Origin of the sequence: Mycobacteroides chelonae (genome assembly GCF_016767715.1) — a bacterium.
Taxonomy (GTDB): Bacteria; Actinomycetota; Actinomycetes; order Mycobacteriales; family Mycobacteriaceae; genus Mycobacterium; species Mycobacterium gwanakae.
Window position 1 is genome coordinate 316109 of sequence record NZ_CP050145.1, and the last position, 16847, is coordinate 332955.

A 16847-nucleotide genomic window follows, 5' to 3' on the forward strand; every position below is an offset into this window, starting at 1 on the left:
CGCGTGGCGCACCCGAGAACGTGATTCGGATGCCAAGCGCGACTGTCGGAAACTAATCCAGGGTCAATCGTCCTAGCCGAATCGGTGCTCCGCCAAGCTGTTCGTCGATGCGGAGCAGCTCGTTCCATTTCGCGGTGCGTTCGGATCTGGTGATGGAGCCGACCTTGAGTTGCTCGGCACCCCACCCGACCGCCAGGTGCGCAATGGTGACATCCTCGCTCTCACCCGATCGCGCAGACACGATGGTGTCCCATCCGCAGTCGTGAGCGGTGTCGTGCGCCGACTTGGCGGCGCTGAGTGTGCCGGCCTGGTTGGGCTTCACCAGTAATCCGTTACACGCTCCGGCCTCGGTTGCTCGGCGCACCCGCTCGGCATTGGTGACGGTGAAATCGTCACCGACTACCAGGACGCGGTGTCCCACTGTCTGGGTGAACTCCGCCAGGGCAGCGGGATCGTCCTCGGCGATTGGATCCTCGATGGAAGCGATCGGATACTTATCTATCCACCCGATCAGAACCTCTGCCCACGCATCGGAGTCGAGCTCGGTGCCATCGAGCCCGAGGCGGTAGCGGCCGCCGCTGCCGAATTCGCTCGACGCGATGTCCAACGCGATCGTGACCTGGGCTCCCGGCTGCAACCCGGCCCGCTCGATGGAGGCGACCAGCAGTTCCAGTGCGTCCTCGTTGGAGTCCACCACCGGCCACCATCCACCCTCATCTGCCACCCCGGCGAGCCGGCCTCGCTCGGAAAGCAAAGCCCCGCATGCGCGATGGATTTCGGCGACCCAGTTGAGGCCCTGTTCGATGCTGTCGGCTGCCGCGGGCACCACCATGAAATCTTGAACATCGGTGCGACGCGCGGCATGGGCGCCCCCGCCGATCACCTGAATCTCCGGCAGCGGCATGGCGGCCGTTCGATCACCGATGAGATAACGCCACAACGGAATACCGTGCGATGCGGCTGCGGCGTGTGCGGCCGCCATCGACATGGCCACCGACGTGTTACCGCCGATGAGCGCGAACGCGTCCGACCCGTCAGCCGCGGTGAGCGCCGTGTCGACGGCCTTCTGGTCGGTGGCGTCGATGCCGACCAGATGCTCGGTCAGAGCGCGGGCGGCTGCCACCGCAGCGGTCACGTCGTAACCGGCGAAAGGGCTGCCGCCGTCCCGTAGATCGGCGGCCTCGCCGCTGCCCCGGGACGCACCCGCGGGAGCGATCGCCCGCCCGATGCTGCCATCGCCCAGCAGCAGCTCCGCCTCGACGGTCGGCCGCCCGCGTGAATCCCATACGCGTCGAGCGTGCACACCACTGATGTGTGTTCCGGTCATGGTCCCTCTAACTGTTGTGTGACGGCCAGCGGATCGGTGGCCGATTCATGCAAGGCCTGCCCTGCGCGGGTGCGCAGTGAATCGCGTTGAGAGGCGGACAAGTAGTCCACGGGCGATCGTCCGTCGATGCGAGCGAGAGCCAACGCGGGTAGGAGGCGCGCGGTCCGGGCGGCCACCGTATCCGGCGATTCCCAGGAGACGCCCGCCAGGTACGCGGTGCAGAGTCGGCGGCTCGTCTCCCACAACCGCTCGCGGTACTCTGGTTTCCATATCCGCTTGAGCAGCAGATGATTAAGGCAGAACGCGAGATCGAAGGCGGGATCTCCGTACCAGGCACATTCGGCATCGGTCAGCACCGGTCCATCCGCGGTGACGATGACGTTCTTTGGGCTCACATCTCCATGCACCAGTGCGATGTGCGTACCGGCGAGGTCATCGGCAAGTTGGGAAAGGGCATCGGCGTGGTCCGGCAGGTGCTCTGCCGGATAGCGTAGATACGGCTCGATTCGTAACGCCTCGAACAGGTCATCGGATGCGAATTCGCTTGGCACCGTGGCGTCCCCGGCCGTGTGCGCATGCACGGCAACGAGGCGTACGCCGAGTTCCCTGCCCACTTCTGGATCGATACGCCCGTTCGCAAGATCTTCGCGCCAGGAGGCGATGGGCCCCAGATCTGTCATCGCGAACGCATGCAGATCTTCGACGGCCAGGACAACCCGGGGCGTGAAAGACGGAACGATCGTCGCCGCGCGCCGGAGATAGCGCGCCTCAAAGATGTTGCGCTGCAACGGTGCTACCCAGTGAGCCTGTACCCGAAGCCGCTCGATGGCCCGCTTGACCACCACCGATTCGCCCGAACTCAGCCGAACACGCCACACGTCGGAGGACACCCCTCCGGTCAATGGTTGTGCCTCCGCAGACACAAGTACGGCGTGCGAGAGAAGCTCGACCACCCAGTCAGGTGGTGCCATGCGCACCTTCGGATTTCCACCACAGCGCGTTGAACCAGATGCGGGCGAGCGTGTCGATGGCCTCCTCGTCGGTGACCGAGCTGCGTCCGGTCTCCCCACCCTCTACCAGCCAGACGTAACAGAAGTAGTCCATCATCGCCCCGATCGCCGATGCGGTGATATCGGGATCCATCCCCGGGGAGTACTCGTGTTTCTGCAGTCGCCGAATGTTGTTGGCGATCATCGTGCGTGCCGGGGCGCGCAGGTCTCGCCAGTACTCGACGAATGTCGGGTCTATCTGCGCGGCCTGGAATACCCCGGAGAGCACAGGGGCATGGTCGCGATAGGTGGTCCAGTACACGGTGACGATGTCCCGGATCACGTCATATGGTGCGCGATCGCCCGTCTCGACGGTGTCGCCGCGGGTGTACGCCTCATCGCGGAACTCATCAACCATGGTACGGAGAAGCTCGGCCTTGTCGGTGAAGTAATTGTAGAAAACCCCGACGGATTTCCCGGCCTCGGTGGTGATGTCGATGACCCGTGCCTCGGAGTACCCGACCCGGGAGATGACCTCACGCGCCGCATCCATCAGGGCGCGGCGCGTGCTGCGGCCACGTTGTGTCGAGGGCTGCTCGGCGGCCACGGGCCGGATCGCTGAATCGCTAGACATCACCACCCCGCCAAGGCTACATTAAACCTGAATCGAGATTCAGTTTCAGTCCGATCGCGTGTCATTCCCTAATGATTGCGCAGGTTGCGAGGTTTTGATGACGAGTTCGACAGCAGTGCAGACCGATGCAGTTCAGCGAGCGCGTGACCTCGCACCCGCTATCGCGGCACGGGCGCTCGAGGCCGAGCGCTTGCGCCGGATGCCCGACGAGACCATTGCCGAACTGTCCCAGTCGGGTCTGTTCAGCCTGATGGCGCCGCGCCGCTACGGGGGCGACGAGGCCAGTCTGGAGACCTTGGTGAGCGCGGTCATCGAGGTGGGCAAGGTCTGCGGATCGACCGCCTGGACCTTCTGTATCTACGGAATCCACAACTGGCTCGCCGGGTTGTTCCCCGAGGAACTGCAGGACGAGATGTTCGGCTCGGTTCCGCCGGGGTCTCCGTTGCTGTTTCCGGGCAGCTGGTCGCCATCGGGTATCGCCACTCCCGTCGAGGGCGGCTACAAGATAAGCGGGCGTTGGCAATTCGGCAGTGGTGTCTGGCATTCGTCGTGGGCATCGGTTGCCGCGGTGGTGCAGCATGACGAGCCGCCGAAGTATCCAGATCTGCGCACCTTCATGATCCCCAGGAACGATCTCGAGGTCATCGACACCTGGTACACCTCCGGTCTGCGGGGTACCGGGAGCATGGACATCGCCGTCAGCGACGTCTTCGTCCCCGAGTATCGGGTGCAGGAGTTCGGTCCGCTGGCGCGCGGGCAGTCACCCTCGGCGGAACTGCACGGGTCTGCCATCTATCGGATACCCCTGTTCTGCGCCCTCTCCAATGTCGCGGCCGCGCCGGCGGTGGGGATGGCGCTGGGGACGGTGGAGCTGTTCACCGAGAAGATCAAGACCCGGGTGATGCGGTACTCGATGCAGGAGCAGTCCAAGCTGGCCACCGCGCACCGGCGCATGGGACATGTTGCGGCGCAGGCTGAGTCGGCACGCACCCTGCTGTTGCAGACGGTGCGAGATGTGGAGGACAAGCTGCGCTCCGGCGAGGGGCTGGCCACCGAGGATCGGGTGGCTGTGCGCCGCAACTGTGCCTACGTCGTCGAAGTCTGCAAACAGGCCATCGCCGAGGCGGTCGAGGCATGCGGTGCCTCCGCGCAATACGAGGACTCGCCGTTACAGCGCCACTTGCGTGATGTGAACACCTTGTCCACACACGTTGTCTACGACACGGATTCGGCCTACGAGCTGTTCGGCCGGGTGGAATTGGGACTGCCGCCGGGATCTGTCGCGTTCTGATGAGCACTGGCTCGTGAATACGCAGGTGCCCGAGCTCAACGGGTTGCGGTGTGCGCGCGACGATCGTGTCCTGACTGTCCTGATCGACAACGGTCCGCTCAATCTGCTGGACGGGCCACTCATGTCGAGCCTGTCACGGCTGGCTCGTTGGCTCACTGATCGCGACGACGTGACGGTGGTGCTGTTCGGCAGCGCCAATCCCGATTTCTTCATCGCACACCTGAATGTCGAGATTCTGCAATCGGATTCGGCCCGTACTGCCGACTCGGTCGAATCCTTCCAGCGGTTGGTCGGCAGGTTCCGCGGGCTGCGCCAGGCCACCATCGCACTGGTTGAGGGCAGGGTCGCGGGCGGGGGAAGTGAGTTCCTCCTCAACCTGGACATGCGTTTCGCGGTCCGTGGCCAGGCCATCTTCAATCAGGTGGAGACGGGGCTGGGGATCGTCCCGGCGGGATCTGGTCCGCAGCACCTTCTCCAGGGGCTGGGTCGGGCGCGCGCGCTTGAGGTGATTTTGGGTCATGAGGATTTCGATGCCGATCTCGCGGAACGATACGGCTGGGTGAACCGTGCTCTGGACGCCGATGAGGGGTGGCCGTTCGTGAATCGGCTTGCCCGGCGGATCGCCGTCAATCCGCTCGCACTGATCGCGGGAGCCAAGAGCACGGTCGATGCGCTGGTCACCGACCTGGAGCCGGGGTTGGCCGCGGAGCGGGCAGCCATCGTCGCCGCATTCAAGGATGAGCACAGCACCCAGAGAATCGCGCGCTTTCTGCAACGGGGCGGTCAGACGGTGGACGGTGAACGTCGCCTCAGCGATCTCGTGGCCGACCCTTAGACTGCGACTACAACCAGTAGTAGAACCAAGTCGTAGCGAGGGAGAACTCATGGGTCAGGTCAGTGCGTCCAGTTCGGTGTTGATCAACGCGACGCCAGAGACAGTGCTCGCCGCTGTTGCCGACTACCAGAATGTGCGCCCGCAGATCCTGTCCAGCCACTACCGCGACTACCAGGTGCTTGAGGGCGGTCAGGGTGAGGGCACCGTCGCGTCCTGGAAGCTTCAGGCCACCGAGTCGCGCGTGCGGGACATCAAGTCCAGCGTCAGCGTCGCCGGGCACACCGTCATCGAGAAGGATGCCAACTCCACACTGGTGACCAGCTGGACCGTCGCACCTGCCGGAACCGGCTCGACGGTCACCACCAAGACGGCGTGGACGGGCGGCGGTGGCATCAAGGGATTCTTCGAGAAGACCTTTGCGCCGTTGGGGCTCAAGAAAATTCAGGCCGAAGTGCTGGAAAACCTGAAGAAGACGGTCGAAGGTTCGGCGACCTAACCGCCGGGTGCAGGCGCCGCCGCCGGGTCTACACCCGGCGCCGGTGCGGTACCGCTGAGGTATGCCACGATGCCCTGAACCACGGCCTGCGCGTATTTGGCGCGGCCCTCGGGGCTCGTCATCATCGCCGAGTCCTGGGCGTTCTTCATGTTGCCGAGCTCGACGAGAACCTTCGGGTGCTGGGCAAGGTTGAGGCCCGCCAGGTCAGAGCGGCCATAGAGCCCGCCGGTGCCGATGTAGGTCGCCGGTGTCAGGCCGGCGGCTTGCAGGCTGTCACGCATGGTCTTGGCGAAGCGCAGCGTCGGCTCGCCCTGCACCGCGTTTACCGGCGGATTCGAGTAGTTGACATGGAAGCCATGACCACCAGCCGGGCCGCCGTCGGCGTGGATACTCACGACGGCATCGGGGTTGAAGCTGTTCTCGATCTCCGCGCGTTTGTCGATGCACGGACCGAGCTTGTCGTCGTCGCCACGGGTCATCGCGGTGCGCACGCCGAGTTGGGTCAGCTGCTGACGGATGAGCAGCACGGTGTTCCACGCGAAGGTGTGCTCCGGGTACCCGCCATCGGTAACGGTGCCGCTGGTCTGACAACTCTTCGTGCCGCCCCGACCGTCGGGCACCTGGTTGTTGATCGACCCGTCATTGGCCCCGTTATGCCCGGGGTCCAGCACGACGATGCGTCCGGCGATGCCGGGTGCGGCCGCGGCGATGGGCGCCGCCGGCGTCACGATCGGCAGCACCGTGACCGATGCCGCCGTCAACAGCGCCGTTCCCGCCAGGCCCATGGCACGACGGAGCGGCACGGCACGCGACATCTGGTGTCCGAAACTCACTCGCACCTGGCCACGGTAGCCCGGACGGCGGCTACCCTTGTTGACGACCCGCCGAGGCCCGGCGAGCGTGACCAAGTTGATACCCGGTCGTTTGAGGCGAGAAGGAGATTTCATGCAACCCGGAGGCGCCCCGGATATGTCAGCCCTGCTCGCGCAGGCACAGCAGATGCAGCAGCAGCTGATGGCCGCTCAGGCGCAGATCGCGGCGGCCGAGGTCACCGGGGAGTCCGGTGGCGGCCTGGTGCGGATCACCGGCAAGGGCAGTGGCGAAGTGATCAACGTGCAGATCGACCCGAAGATCGTCGATCCCGAAGATGTCGAGACACTCCAGGACCTGATCATCGGTGCGTTGGCCGATCTGACCTCGAAGACACAGGAACTGGCGAGCCAGCGGCTGGGCCCGCTCGCGGGTGGCCTCGGCGATCTTGGCGGAGGGCTGGGATTGCCCGGTGTTTGAGGGCCCGGTCCAGGACCTCATTGACGAGCTGGGCAAACTGCCCGGGGTTGGACCCAAGAGCGCGCAGCGCATCGCCTTCCATCTTCTGGGTGTCGAGGCTCCCGATATCGATCGGCTGACCGCAGCCTTGACGCGGGTTCGCGATGGCGTTCAGTTCTGCGAGGTCTGCGGGAACGTCTCCGATAAGGAGCGCTGCCGGATCTGCTCGGACCCACGGCGCGATCTCGCATTGGTCTGCGTTGTCGAGGAACCCAAGGATGTGCAGGCGGTCGAGCGCACCCGGGAATTCCGCGGTCGTTATCACGTGCTCGGTGGCGCGCTGGACCCGCTCTCGGGTGTCGGTCCCGACCAGTTGCGGATTCGGGAGCTGTTGACGCGCATCGGAACCGACGAAGACGGGGTCTCCATTTCCGAGGTCATCATCGCCACGGACCCGAACACCGAGGGTGAGGCGACGGCGACCTACCTGGTACGGATGCTGCGCGATTTCCCCGGACTGACCGTCACCCGGTTGGCGTCCGGTCTGCCGATGGGCGGCGACCTGGAGTTCGCGGACGAGTTGACCCTCGGGCGCGCCCTCTCCGGCCGCCGCCCCCTCTGAATTCCCTTGCCTACCTTCAGGGGACGATGAGGAACTGTGCCTGACCGGGGTTGCCTTGTGCTCCCGACACCGTCACCGATGTCCCTGGATCACCGGGTGCGCCCGGGTTCGGTTGAGGTCCCGGTCCACTGCAGTCCGATGAGGACGAAAACACGCCGGTGGTTGCGCCGTTAGCGCCGACCGATCCGCCAGGACCGTTACCGCCGCCGATCCCGCCGTTGCCGCCAGTGCCCGCCGACACATCCATCGGATGCGTGCCCAAGGACAGGTCGTGTTGGCATTTGACGAGGATGACGCCGCCGTTGCCGCCGGGGCCGGCGAAGTTTCCGTCCCCGCCGCGACCCCCGGTGCCGCCATTGCCGCCCGTTCTGCCGAACTCGCAGTCATCTCCGTCGCCGCCTTTGCCTCCGGTGCCACCGGTCCCGCCGACTCCACCCTGCCCGCCATTGCCGCCGCGGCCACCCTTGGCTTGAAGTGACACACCGTCCATGAAGGTCTCTACTTCGAAGTCGATGACGCCGCCGTGCCCGCCCGGGCCGCCCGGACCGCCGGCCCCACCGTTGCCTCCGGTTCCTCCGGTCCCGCCTCGAGTGGCGCAGTCGTCGTCAATCCAATTGCAGTTCGCCATGGTCCCCGCCGCGCCGGTAGGACCCTGGGTGCCCTGCGCACCCGTCGCTCCGGCGTCGCCGTTCGGGCCATTGCTGATGATGTTCGCCATGGTGGTTACTCCTTGTGATGTCAGATCGCTGCTTATGCCAGGTTGCCGCGGACGGATGTCGCGCGAATCTTGATGTAACTGGAGGTGATAACGAGCCTTCCGCCGGTATGAATGCGGATGTCGTTGGCCCACAGGCTCTTCGCTTTCGACCCCAAGGTCAGCGTCGCGTTCCTGCCGATCTCGATATCTTTGAACAGCACGAGAACCAGCGGTATTCGGGTGACATGTGCGGCGTACCGCTGGGTGAACGAATGGGTGATCTTCACCTCGAGGCTGTCGGCCTCCACTGGCACTCCAAGTGCATCACTCACTGCGCGTGACAAATTCGTGTGCAGGGCCGGGCGGATCTCGCGGTAGAGCTGGCTGAGTCGCGCCGGGTAGCTCACTCGCCCCTCGCTCTTGCTCGCACACGGTGTGCAGCACGAGTCCTGGACGTCGGGGTGTTCGGCGACACTCTCAGCCATGCGACGGGCGATCTCACGTACCGCGAGATCATCCTCCGCTATGGCCTGGCGTGCAACGCTTTCCTCCAGGCGTTCGGGGACCAGGCGCAGGGTCTGAAGATCGTCGAATCCGGCGATGTCCAGGCGATGCGTCACCTCCGCCCATTCGCGATCGCTGGGATCGACGATCACCGACTTCTCTTCTGGCACAGATAGACTGCGCCGCTCGGCCTTTAAGAACCGTGCTACGGAATCACTGGTCACAATCGCTCCTTTGGGCGTTCGGTATGGAACGTGAATGCCCACGGAACGTATTGCGCGTACGGCCGGGTCTGCGTGAGTAATCGACTACTCGAATTCGGTACCTGGTGCGCTGCCCATGAGAGGGTGGAGGAAGACTAGCGGGCGGACAAGCGCTCTCGGCGCAGCCGCGCTACCTCGTCCAGGTCCAGCGGGGTCAGTTGCGGCACATTCATGGCGCGCGCAAGTAACAGGTCCGCCAGCTCGGGATTGCGGGCCAGACACGGACCGTGCATGTAGGTGGCGATCACGCTGCCCTGCACCACACCGTCGGCACCGTCGCCGGCGCGATTCCCGGCGCCTCGGCCGACCTTCGACAGCGGGGCCGCTGCGGGTCCCAAAACTGTTCCGCCGCGGTGATTCTCGAATCCTGTCAGGGTGTCTTCGAGCTCGTCCATGATGGGTACGCCGGCCAATTCGCCGATGGTGCGCTTGTCCTGCGGGCTGGTGGTGACGTCGAGCAGGCCGACGCCTTCGACGCGCTCACCGGATGACGTTTCGTACCAATGGCCGAGCACCTGAATGGCCGCGCAGATCGCCAGCACCGGTGCACCGCGCTCGGCGGCGCGTTGCAGGCCCGGGTGCGCGATGAGGTGACGGGTGGCGAGCCGTTGTGCGTAGTCTTCGGCCCCGCCCAGCGTGTACACGTCCAGGGAGTCGGGAACGGGATCTGCGAGGGTGATCTCCACGATCTCGGCGTCGATTCCGCGCATCCGCAGGCGCTGCCGCAGCACCACGGCATTACCCGAATCGCCGTAGGTGCCCATGACGTCGGGGAGTACCAGGCCGATTCGAACGGTGGATTCGCTCATACCGCACCACCTTTGGCCAGCGCGCGATTGAGGTTGAGGAACGCCGTGTAGTTGGCGATCACGTCGACCTTGCCGGACGGACAGGCTCTGATGGCCTGAACAGGGTCGTGATGCAAGGTGTGCGTGACGCTGGCATAAGTCAGCCGCACCGCGAGATCGGTGCCGCGTTCGCCCGACGCGACGACGGGCGGCACGGTGGTCTGCGGGTTATCGCACGCGAAATGTTCAAAGTTGACATCCCATAGCCAGGACAGGTCTTCGCCGTCGGGCACCTGCCCGTTGACGGCGATGACGAGTCCGTCGGCGTCGGTGTCCACCATCGACAGCGCTTCCTGCCAGCCGGCCGGATTCTTGGCCAGCAGCAGTCGGACCGTGTGATCTCCGAGATCAATGCTCCGGTAGCGGCCGGCCACCTGATCGACCGCGGATACGGCATCGACGGCAGGGCCGGGGCGGGCACCGAGCTCAACTGCCCCGGCCACCGCGAGCGTTGCGTTTCCGCGGTTGGCGGTACCGGGCAGCGTCAGCGACATCGGCAGGCTGATTCCGCTGGGCCCATAGATGCGGTCGTCGTCGAACCACCAGTCCGGGTCCGGTCGGGAGAAGTCGGTTCCGGTGCTGTGCCAATGGTTTCCGTCGCGGACGATGAGCTCGCCGCTGCGTGGACAGCTCACCGAATCACCGGCCCAGCCGCCGCCGGCGGCCACCCAGACGACATTCGGGTTGTCGTAGGCCGCCGATGTCATGAGGACGTCATCGCAGTTCGCGACGATCACCGCGTCACGGTGCCGGGACAGCCCCTTGCGCAGAGTGCGCTCGATGTTGTTGATCTCGCCGACGCGGTCAAGCTGATCGCGGCTGAGATTGAGCAGCACGATGACTGCGGGGCGGATCGCGTCGGCGACATGTGGCACATGCATCTCGTCGACCTCGAGCACCGCCAGCTCGGCCTCGCGGGTTCCGGCCAGTGCCGCCACCAGACCCGCGTCCATGTTCGAGCCCTCGGTGTTGGTGGCCACTGGCCCGGTGGTCGCGAGCGCCGCGGTCAGCATGCGGGTGGTGGTGGACTTGCCGTTGGTGCCGGTGACTATGGCCGTGCGGCGGCCGACCCCCAGTTCGGCCAGGATGCCGCCGTCGAGTTTGAGGGCAACCAGCCCGCCGATCATTGACCCCGCGCCGCGGCCACTGACGCGCGAGGCCCAGCGCGCGGCGGAGCCCGCGGCGAGCGCGATTCGGCCGCGCAGCGATAGGTGCTCGATGGGCATCCGCGCAGTTTATTGGAGGCCCCTGCGAGGCGATGATGTCGCCGTCGGGGAGCGGGTGTGCACTGCCCGTGCGACCGGAGGTGATGACCGCACGGGCAGTGCAGATCCAGCCTCTAGGCGACGGCGCGCTGTAGCGACTGCTTGACGTCGTTGACCGTGGCCAGAAGCGTGGCGCTGGCCTCTGCCAGCTGCTCCTTCTGCTCGGCAGTACCGGTCAGGGCGATGACGCGCGCCAGCCCGGCAATCTCGGCCAGCCCCGAGCGGAGCTTGAGGACATTGACGAGTTTGGGGAACAACTTGGTCCGGAGTGCTTGCGCGGTCTGGCTGGTGATGCCCCGCTTCGCGAGCACCTTCCGGCCGAAGTCGGTCAGGGTGGCCACGCCGTCGTCGGTCTTCACCACGCCGCGATGAGCCAGCCGTTCGAGGACACGCTCGACCACGGGCTCGGGAAGGGTGATCTCACCCTCGGTTGCATCCGAGACACGCTGCACGATCTGCGCGGCGCTGGCGGGCCCGTCGAGCAGCAGTGAGGCGGTGACGGCGCGCTTGATGCGGAATCCGAAACCGCCGGGACCGCCGGGGCCGAACCCCGGGCCGCCAAATCCGGGTCCGCCAAAGCCGGGTCCGCCGAAGGCGGGACCGTGACCTTCGAAGCCTGCGAATGAATCAGACATCTAATTCTCCTTCTCTGAAGATCAGGCAGCTGACGTGTTGCCCGCTGAACCTGTATCAACTTCCTTGATACCTGCGCTGAATCCAACATGTCAAGGTTCTTGATATGAGTTGGCTGAGAATTTCGTAGTGAGCGGTAATCCATTGCACGGCAACAGTTTGTTCGCGCTGTCCATGTCGCGGCCTGGTCATCCTCGGTAGAAGGGCCGAGTTGCCTGGGCTTACCCTCCGAGCGTGCCCAGCCAAAGGGTGCGAGTCTGCGTGCGTCCTGGAAGGTTCATGCCAGGATGCTTGCGATGACTGAATCCGATGAGGTCGAGCCACTGGGGTACCTGATGTTCCGGGCTGGTGCCGTGATGCGTCCGCAGGTCCTTGCTGCGTTGCGGCCGCTCGGGCTCGGGATGCCGGAGTTCATGTGCCTGCGGATGCTCAACGAAAGCCCCGGGCGTACCAGCGCTGAGCTGGCGCGCGAACACAACGTCTCGGCACAGGCGATGAATCAGGTTCTCAACGGATTGCAGAACGTGGCGCTGGTGTCCCGGCCGACGGTGCCGGCCTCGGGGCGAGCATTACCGGCCCGGGTCACCGCCAAGGGCAAGGCGTTACTCAAACGCGTGGAGTCGGCAATCCGGGCCGCCGAGGACGAGATGTTCGGCCGCTTGAGCGCCGAGGATCAGGGCGAACTCAGACGGATACTGGGGCGACTGATCGACGCTACCGGCGAAAACGCGTGACCATCCACCCAACCAACCAGCCGGTTGAGGTACGCGGCTAGGGTAACGCGTGTGTTCCGCGCCACAGCCGAGACGACGACGCAAGACTGGTCGGCGCTGTCGTCCTGGGTAGCGCGGCAGGGACACGTCCTCGATGCCTCGGCGGCGCGACAGTTCGCGGGCGGTAAGGCCAATCTGAACTATCTGGTGGCCCTCGACGGACGGCCGGCTGTGTTTCGCCGCCCACCCGCTGGCCCGATCGCCGAGGGCGCCAACGATATGGCGCGCGAATGGCGGGTGCTCTCGAGGCTCAATGCGGGATTCGCCCTGGCTCCGCGAGGCTTGTTGTATTGCGATGATCTTGACGTGCTCGGCGCCCCCTTCCAGTTTCTGGAGTATCGCGAGGGGTTGGTAATCGGTGGAGAACTGCCGGCAGGTCTTCCGGGCGAGGCTCCGGAGCGCATCACTGCCACCTTGATCGAGGCGATGACCTCGCTGCACGCGGTGAAGCCGGAATCGGTGGGTTTGGGCGATCTCGGCAAGCCCGAGGGCTTCCTTGAACGTCAGCTCGCCGGCTGGACCCGCCGGGCACATGCGGTGTGGCCCGAGGGGTTGCCTGCCGTCGTCACGAACCTGACCTCGCGGCTGGAACAGCAGATCCCCGAGCAGTCGCGGGTCTCGCTACTGCATATGGACCTCAAACTCGACAACATGCTCGTCGACCGGGAAACGTTGTCGCCCAACGCCGTGATCGATTGGGATATGGCCACCCGGGGCTGCCCGCTCTTCGACCTGGCAATTCTGGCGTCGTACTGGATGGAGCCGGGGGACCCGACCGCGGTGCGTGCCGTCAACCAGATGCCGACCACGACAACAGGGTTCGCGAGTCGTCGGGATGTCATCGATTCCTACTTCACGGTGGCTGGAATGCGGCCGCGACCGTTGCACTGGCAGGTGGCGTGTGCGCGGCTCCGTTTGGGTGTCGCGTGGATGCAGCTGTACCGCAAGTGGCAGTGCGGTGACCTCGTCGGTGCCGGATACGCGGATTTCGAAGACATCGCCATGGCTGTCCTTAGTTGGGCGGCAACACAATTCACCGAGGGAGAAATATGATCGATTTCAGCGTTCCGGAAGAGTTGGCCGCGAAGGCACAGCGGGTGCGTGAGTTCGTCACCGACATTGTGATTCCCTACGAGCGCGATCCTCGGCTGACTGCGCACGGACCCACCGATGAACTGCGCGCCGAGCTTGTCGGCAAGGCCCGAGATGCCGGGCTGCTGACCGTGCAGGCGCCGGAATCCTATGGGGGTTGGGGCCTTTCGCATATCGGTCAAGCCGTGATCTTCGAGGCGGCGGGCTGGTCCACTTTGGGCCCCATCGCGATGAACTGCGCCGCGCCCGATGAAGGCAACATGTTCCTGCTCGGCAAGATCACCAACGAGGAGCAGTCGGAGAAATTCCTGCGCCCCGTCATCGAGGGGTATCAGCGCTCGGCGTTCGCGATGACCGAACCCGATGGCGCCGGATCGGACCCGTCACAGCTCAAGACCTCTGCCACCTTCGATGGCCAGAACTTCGTCATCAACGGGCGTAAGTGGCTCATCACCGGCGCGCGCGGCGCCAAGACGTGGATCATCATGGCCAACCTGGAGGCCAACGATCATCTGCCCGAGGGGCCCACGCTGTTCTTGTGTGACGGTGAGACCGAAGGCATTGTGATCGAACGGATCATGAACACGATGGACCGCAACTACGCCGAGGGGCACGCGGTGGTGCGGTTCGACAATCTGACTCTGCCGCGGGAGGCGCTGCTCGGGGAGACCGGCCAGGCCTTCCGGTACGCGCAGCTGCGGCTCGCACCGGCGCGGTTGACGCACTGTATGCGTTGGCTCGGGGCCGCCGCCCGCGCTCAGGACATCGCCGTGAACTACGCGCGCACCCGGACCTCGTTCGGTAAGACCATCGGCGAGCATCAGGGAGTCTCCTTCATGCTCGCCGACAATGAGATCGCGCTGCATCAATGTCGTCTCACCATCTGGCACGCCTGCTGGATGATGGACAACGGCGCCAAGGGGCGTCACGAGAGCTCGATGGCCAAGTCGTTCGTGTCCGAGGAGCTGTTCAAGGTCACCGACCGGTGTGTGCAGGTGCTCGGCGGTATCGGCATCAGTGACGAGACGCCGGTGGAGATGATCTTCCGCGATATGCGTGCCTTCCGTCTGTACGACGGCCCCACCGAGGTGCACAAGTACGCCATCGGCCGTCAGGTGTTGCGTACCCCGCGCGCCTAGAGCGGCTTGTCGGTCCCACATGCCATCCTGAGTCATGCCGATCTGGGGGCAGACGCCCGACCACAGCCCCAAGTGGGTAGTGGTTGACCTGGAGACTTCCGGCTTTCAGCCAGGTCGGGCGCGTGTCATCAGTGTCGCGGCGTTGGCACTGGATGCCGACGGAAGCATCACCGACAGTGTGGTGAGTCTGCTGAATCCGGGTGTTGATCCGGGCCCCACGCATGTGCACGGCCTCACTCCGGAGATGCTGGAGGGACAGCCCGAGTTCGCCGATATCGTCCCTGACCTCATCGCGCTGCTGCGAGGCCGGACACTGGTCGCCCACAACGTCGGGTTCGACTACTCGTTCCTGGCGGCGGAGGCCGAACTGGCCGGTGCCGAGCTGCCCACCGAGGCGGTGATGTGCACGGTTGAGCTGACCCGGCGTCTCGACCTGGATACGCCCAATCTGCGGCTGGAAACCCTCGCCGCGCATTGGGGCGTCGAGCAGCTCAAGGCCCATGACGCGTATGACGACGCTCGGGTACTGGCCGAGGTATTGCCGAAGGTGCTTGACCGCGCGCGGGAACGGGGAACGTGGCTCCCTATCCGCGAGACCACCCGCAAGCGCTGGCCCAACGGCCGTGTGACACACGAGGAGCTGCGCTCCCTCAAGACCGTGGCGTCTCGTCAGCCGTGTCACTGGCTCAATCCCGGCCCGTTCGTCGCCGGTCAGCCGCTGGTGCAGGGCATGCGGGTGGCCTTGAGCTCCGAGGTCGCTCGCACGCATGAGGAGCTGGTCGAGCAGATCATGCAGGCCGGCCTCGCCTATGCCGACACGGTCGACGAAGACACCTCGGTGGTGATCTGTAACCAGCCAAATCCCAAGCAGGGTAAGGGATTTCATGCCCGGTCGCTCGGCGTGCCGCTGCTGGATGACGAGACGTTCATGACCGAGGTGCGGCGCGTTGTCGGCGGTACCGATGTCGAGCAGTTCACGGTTCCCAGCCGCGCCGGAGCGCAGTACTCACTGTTCTGATGCGCCGAATCCTCTGTGCGGTACTTGCGCTTGCGCTGCTCGTCAGCGGGTGTGGGACACACTCGGGCATTGCCGTCGCAGACCTGGACGCGCAGACGTCGGCCAAGCTCGACACCGCCATCAATGAGGTGCTCTCGAGCGCGGCGGTTCCCGGCGCGATCGTCGGGGTGTGGGGACCCAAGGGGCAGTATGTACGGGCATTCGGGCTCGCGAACACGACGACCCGCGCACCGATGCGTACCGATTTCTATCACCGAATCGGCAGTGTGACAAAGACCTTCACGGTTACCGCGGTGCTGCAGCTTGTCGATGAGGGCAAGGTGGGACTCGATGATCCGATTGCCAAGTATGTCGACAAGGTTCCGGGCGGCGACAAGATCACCCTGCGTCAGCTCGCCCGGATGCAGAGCGGACTGTTCAACTATTCGATGTCCTTGGTCTTCAACCGTGACCTGGAGGCCGATCCACGGCGCCGCTACAGCACCCAACAGCTACTCGATTACGCATTCGCGCAACCGCCCAATTTCCCTGCGGGCCAGGGCTACGAGTACAGCAACACCAACGCCGTGCTGTTGGGACAGGTGGTCGAGAAGGTCAGTGGGCAGAGCCTGCCGGCATTCGTGCGCGAGCACATCACCGAGCCACTCGGCTTGAAACACAGCAGTTTCCCCGACACCAGCACCATCCCCGATCCGCACGCGCAGGGATACACGCAGCTGACGCCGACCGGGCCGCTCATCGACAGCACGGATTGGAGTCCGTCGTGGGCGTCCTGGGCGGGCGCGATGATCTCGACGCTCGAGGACCTGCGGATCTGGGTGCCCGCGCTGGCAACGGGCAAGCTTCTGACCCCGGCCACCCAGCAGCAGCGGTTGCAGACCGTGGCGATGCCGCCGGTTCCCGAAGATATCCGTTACGGCCTGGGGATTTTCGATGCGCATGGATGGATCGGCCACAACGGCAGCATCCCCGGTTACCAGACGCTCGCCATCTACTCGCCCGCCGAACAGACCACCGTGGTGGCGCTACTCAATACCGACGTGGCCAAGCAACCCGCGCAGCCCAGCACCTTGTTCGGTACCGCTATCACCAAGGTGATCAGTCCGGATCACGTCTTCCTGTTGGAGAACGCGATTCCCCAGCCGCGCTGAT

General features: G+C 65.0%; 19 protein-coding genes. 10 read left to right on the top strand and 9 right to left on the bottom strand.

The features are described 5' to 3' along the window. Nucleotides 1-52: 52 nt before the first annotated feature. Genes eno through HBA99_RS01550 form a run of 3 tightly spaced genes read right to left on the bottom strand, consistent with a single transcriptional unit; the run spans nucleotide 53 to nucleotide 2956 of the window. Nucleotides 53-1327 carry a phosphopyruvate hydratase gene (gene eno / locus HBA99_RS01540; RefSeq protein ID WP_070951660.1) on the bottom strand — a complete coding sequence of 425 codons (1275 nt, stop codon included), beginning with the start codon at nucleotides 1325-1327 and terminating at the stop codon, nucleotides 53-55. After that, a complete protein-coding gene (locus tag HBA99_RS01545) occupies nucleotides 1324-2298 on the bottom strand; it encodes an aminoglycoside phosphotransferase family protein (RefSeq protein WP_070951659.1) in 975 nt (324 codons plus the stop codon). Before HBA99_RS01545 ends, eno begins: the two co-directional genes overlap by 4 nt. After that, the gene (locus HBA99_RS01550; RefSeq protein WP_193601851.1) at nucleotides 2285-2956 is read right to left on the bottom strand and encodes a TetR/AcrR family transcriptional regulator; all 672 of its coding nucleotides are present in this window, start codon (nucleotides 2954-2956) and stop codon (nucleotides 2285-2287) included. The genes HBA99_RS01545 and HBA99_RS01550 overlap by 14 nt, the downstream gene beginning before the upstream one ends. Nucleotides 2957-3047: 91 nt before the next feature. On the opposite strand from HBA99_RS01550, the gene HBA99_RS01555 reads away from it, so the two are divergent. The 3 genes from HBA99_RS01555 to HBA99_RS01565 are packed head-to-tail and all read left to right on the top strand — an operon-like array spanning nucleotide 3048 to nucleotide 5572. Next, on the top strand, nucleotides 3048-4241 hold the full coding sequence (locus tag HBA99_RS01555; RefSeq protein WP_030096010.1) for an acyl-CoA dehydrogenase family protein: 1194 nt from the start codon (nucleotides 3048-3050) through the stop codon (nucleotides 4239-4241). A 13-nt stretch (nucleotides 4242-4254) separates the two neighbouring features. Continuing rightward, on the top strand, nucleotides 4255-5076 hold the full coding sequence (locus HBA99_RS01560; RefSeq protein ID WP_030096009.1) for an enoyl-CoA hydratase/isomerase family protein: 822 nt from the start codon (nucleotides 4255-4257) through the stop codon (nucleotides 5074-5076). A 49-nt stretch (nucleotides 5077-5125) separates the two neighbouring features. After that, nucleotides 5126-5572, top strand: a complete 447-nt coding sequence (locus HBA99_RS01565; RefSeq protein ID WP_030096008.1) for an SRPBCC family protein — start codon at nucleotides 5126-5128, stop codon at nucleotides 5570-5572. Here HBA99_RS01565 and HBA99_RS01570 read toward each other — a convergent pair. Beyond that, nucleotides 5569-6312 (bottom strand): Rv3717 family N-acetylmuramoyl-L-alanine amidase, encoded by a 744-nt coding sequence (locus tag HBA99_RS01570; RefSeq protein ID WP_030096007.1) that lies wholly within the window; start codon nucleotides 6310-6312, stop codon nucleotides 5569-5571. The genes HBA99_RS01565 and HBA99_RS01570 overlap by 4 nt on opposite strands. A gap of 205 nt (nucleotides 6313-6517) precedes the next feature. On the opposite strand from HBA99_RS01570, the gene HBA99_RS01575 reads away from it, so the two are divergent. Together HBA99_RS01575 and recR are read left to right on the top strand one after the other, a co-directional pair. Beyond that, nucleotides 6518-6862, top strand: coding sequence for a YbaB/EbfC family nucleoid-associated protein (locus tag HBA99_RS01575; RefSeq protein WP_030096006.1), 345 nt, complete (start codon nucleotides 6518-6520; stop codon nucleotides 6860-6862). Beyond that, nucleotides 6855-7463 (top strand): recombination mediator RecR, encoded by a 609-nt coding sequence (gene recR, locus HBA99_RS01580; protein ID WP_030096005.1) that lies wholly within the window; start codon nucleotides 6855-6857, stop codon nucleotides 7461-7463. Before HBA99_RS01575 ends, recR begins: the two co-directional genes overlap by 8 nt. 16 nt (nucleotides 7464-7479) lie before the next feature. Here the strand turns inward: recR and HBA99_RS01585 are convergent, their stop codons facing one another. From HBA99_RS01585 to HBA99_RS01605, 5 genes are all read right to left on the bottom strand, one after another. Continuing rightward, nucleotides 7480-8181: a hypothetical protein gene (locus tag HBA99_RS01585; protein ID WP_064407611.1), complete on the bottom strand. Its 702-nt coding sequence runs from the start codon at nucleotides 8179-8181 to the stop codon at nucleotides 7480-7482. A gap of 32 nt (nucleotides 8182-8213) precedes the next feature. Further along, nucleotides 8214-8888: a hypothetical protein gene (locus tag HBA99_RS24735; protein WP_234795655.1), complete on the bottom strand. Its 675-nt coding sequence runs from the start codon at nucleotides 8886-8888 to the stop codon at nucleotides 8214-8216. A gap of 134 nt (nucleotides 8889-9022) precedes the next feature. Next, entirely contained in the window at nucleotides 9023-9736 is a 714-nt protein-coding gene (locus tag HBA99_RS01595; protein ID WP_030096002.1) for a type 1 glutamine amidotransferase, read from the bottom strand. Beyond that, nucleotides 9733-11001 (bottom strand): Mur ligase family protein, encoded by a 1269-nt coding sequence (locus tag HBA99_RS01600; protein ID WP_109365377.1) that lies wholly within the window; start codon nucleotides 10999-11001, stop codon nucleotides 9733-9735. The genes HBA99_RS01595 and HBA99_RS01600 overlap by 4 nt, the downstream gene beginning before the upstream one ends. Before the next feature lie 113 nt (nucleotides 11002-11114). Further along, nucleotides 11115-11675 carry a hypothetical protein gene (locus HBA99_RS01605; protein ID WP_046252244.1) on the bottom strand — a complete coding sequence of 187 codons (561 nt, stop codon included), beginning with the start codon at nucleotides 11673-11675 and terminating at the stop codon, nucleotides 11115-11117. A gap of 285 nt (nucleotides 11676-11960) precedes the next feature. Here HBA99_RS01605 and HBA99_RS01610 point away from each other — a divergent pair, with 285 nt between their 5' ends. From HBA99_RS01610 to HBA99_RS01630, 5 genes are read left to right on the top strand one after another with little or no spacing between them, the layout of a single operon-like run. After that, nucleotides 11961-12407: a MarR family winged helix-turn-helix transcriptional regulator gene (locus tag HBA99_RS01610; protein ID WP_078284953.1), complete on the top strand. Its 447-nt coding sequence runs from the start codon at nucleotides 11961-11963 to the stop codon at nucleotides 12405-12407. A 24-nt stretch (nucleotides 12408-12431) separates the two neighbouring features. After that, nucleotides 12432-13499, top strand: coding sequence for a phosphotransferase family protein (locus HBA99_RS01615; RefSeq protein ID WP_070950288.1), 1068 nt, complete (start codon nucleotides 12432-12434; stop codon nucleotides 13497-13499). Continuing rightward, complete coding sequence (locus tag HBA99_RS01620; protein WP_030095997.1) at nucleotides 13496-14677, top strand: acyl-CoA dehydrogenase family protein; 1182 nt, start codon at nucleotides 13496-13498, stop codon at nucleotides 14675-14677. The genes HBA99_RS01615 and HBA99_RS01620 overlap by 4 nt, the downstream gene beginning before the upstream one ends. A gap of 34 nt (nucleotides 14678-14711) precedes the next feature. Beyond that, nucleotides 14712-15695, top strand: a complete 984-nt coding sequence (locus tag HBA99_RS01625; protein ID WP_070951658.1) for a DEDDh family exonuclease — start codon at nucleotides 14712-14714, stop codon at nucleotides 15693-15695. Continuing rightward, nucleotides 15695-16846 carry a serine hydrolase domain-containing protein gene (locus HBA99_RS01630; protein ID WP_070951657.1) on the top strand — a complete coding sequence of 384 codons (1152 nt, stop codon included), beginning with the start codon at nucleotides 15695-15697 and terminating at the stop codon, nucleotides 16844-16846. The genes HBA99_RS01625 and HBA99_RS01630 overlap by 1 nt, the downstream gene beginning before the upstream one ends. Nucleotide 16847: the final 1 nt, after the last annotated feature.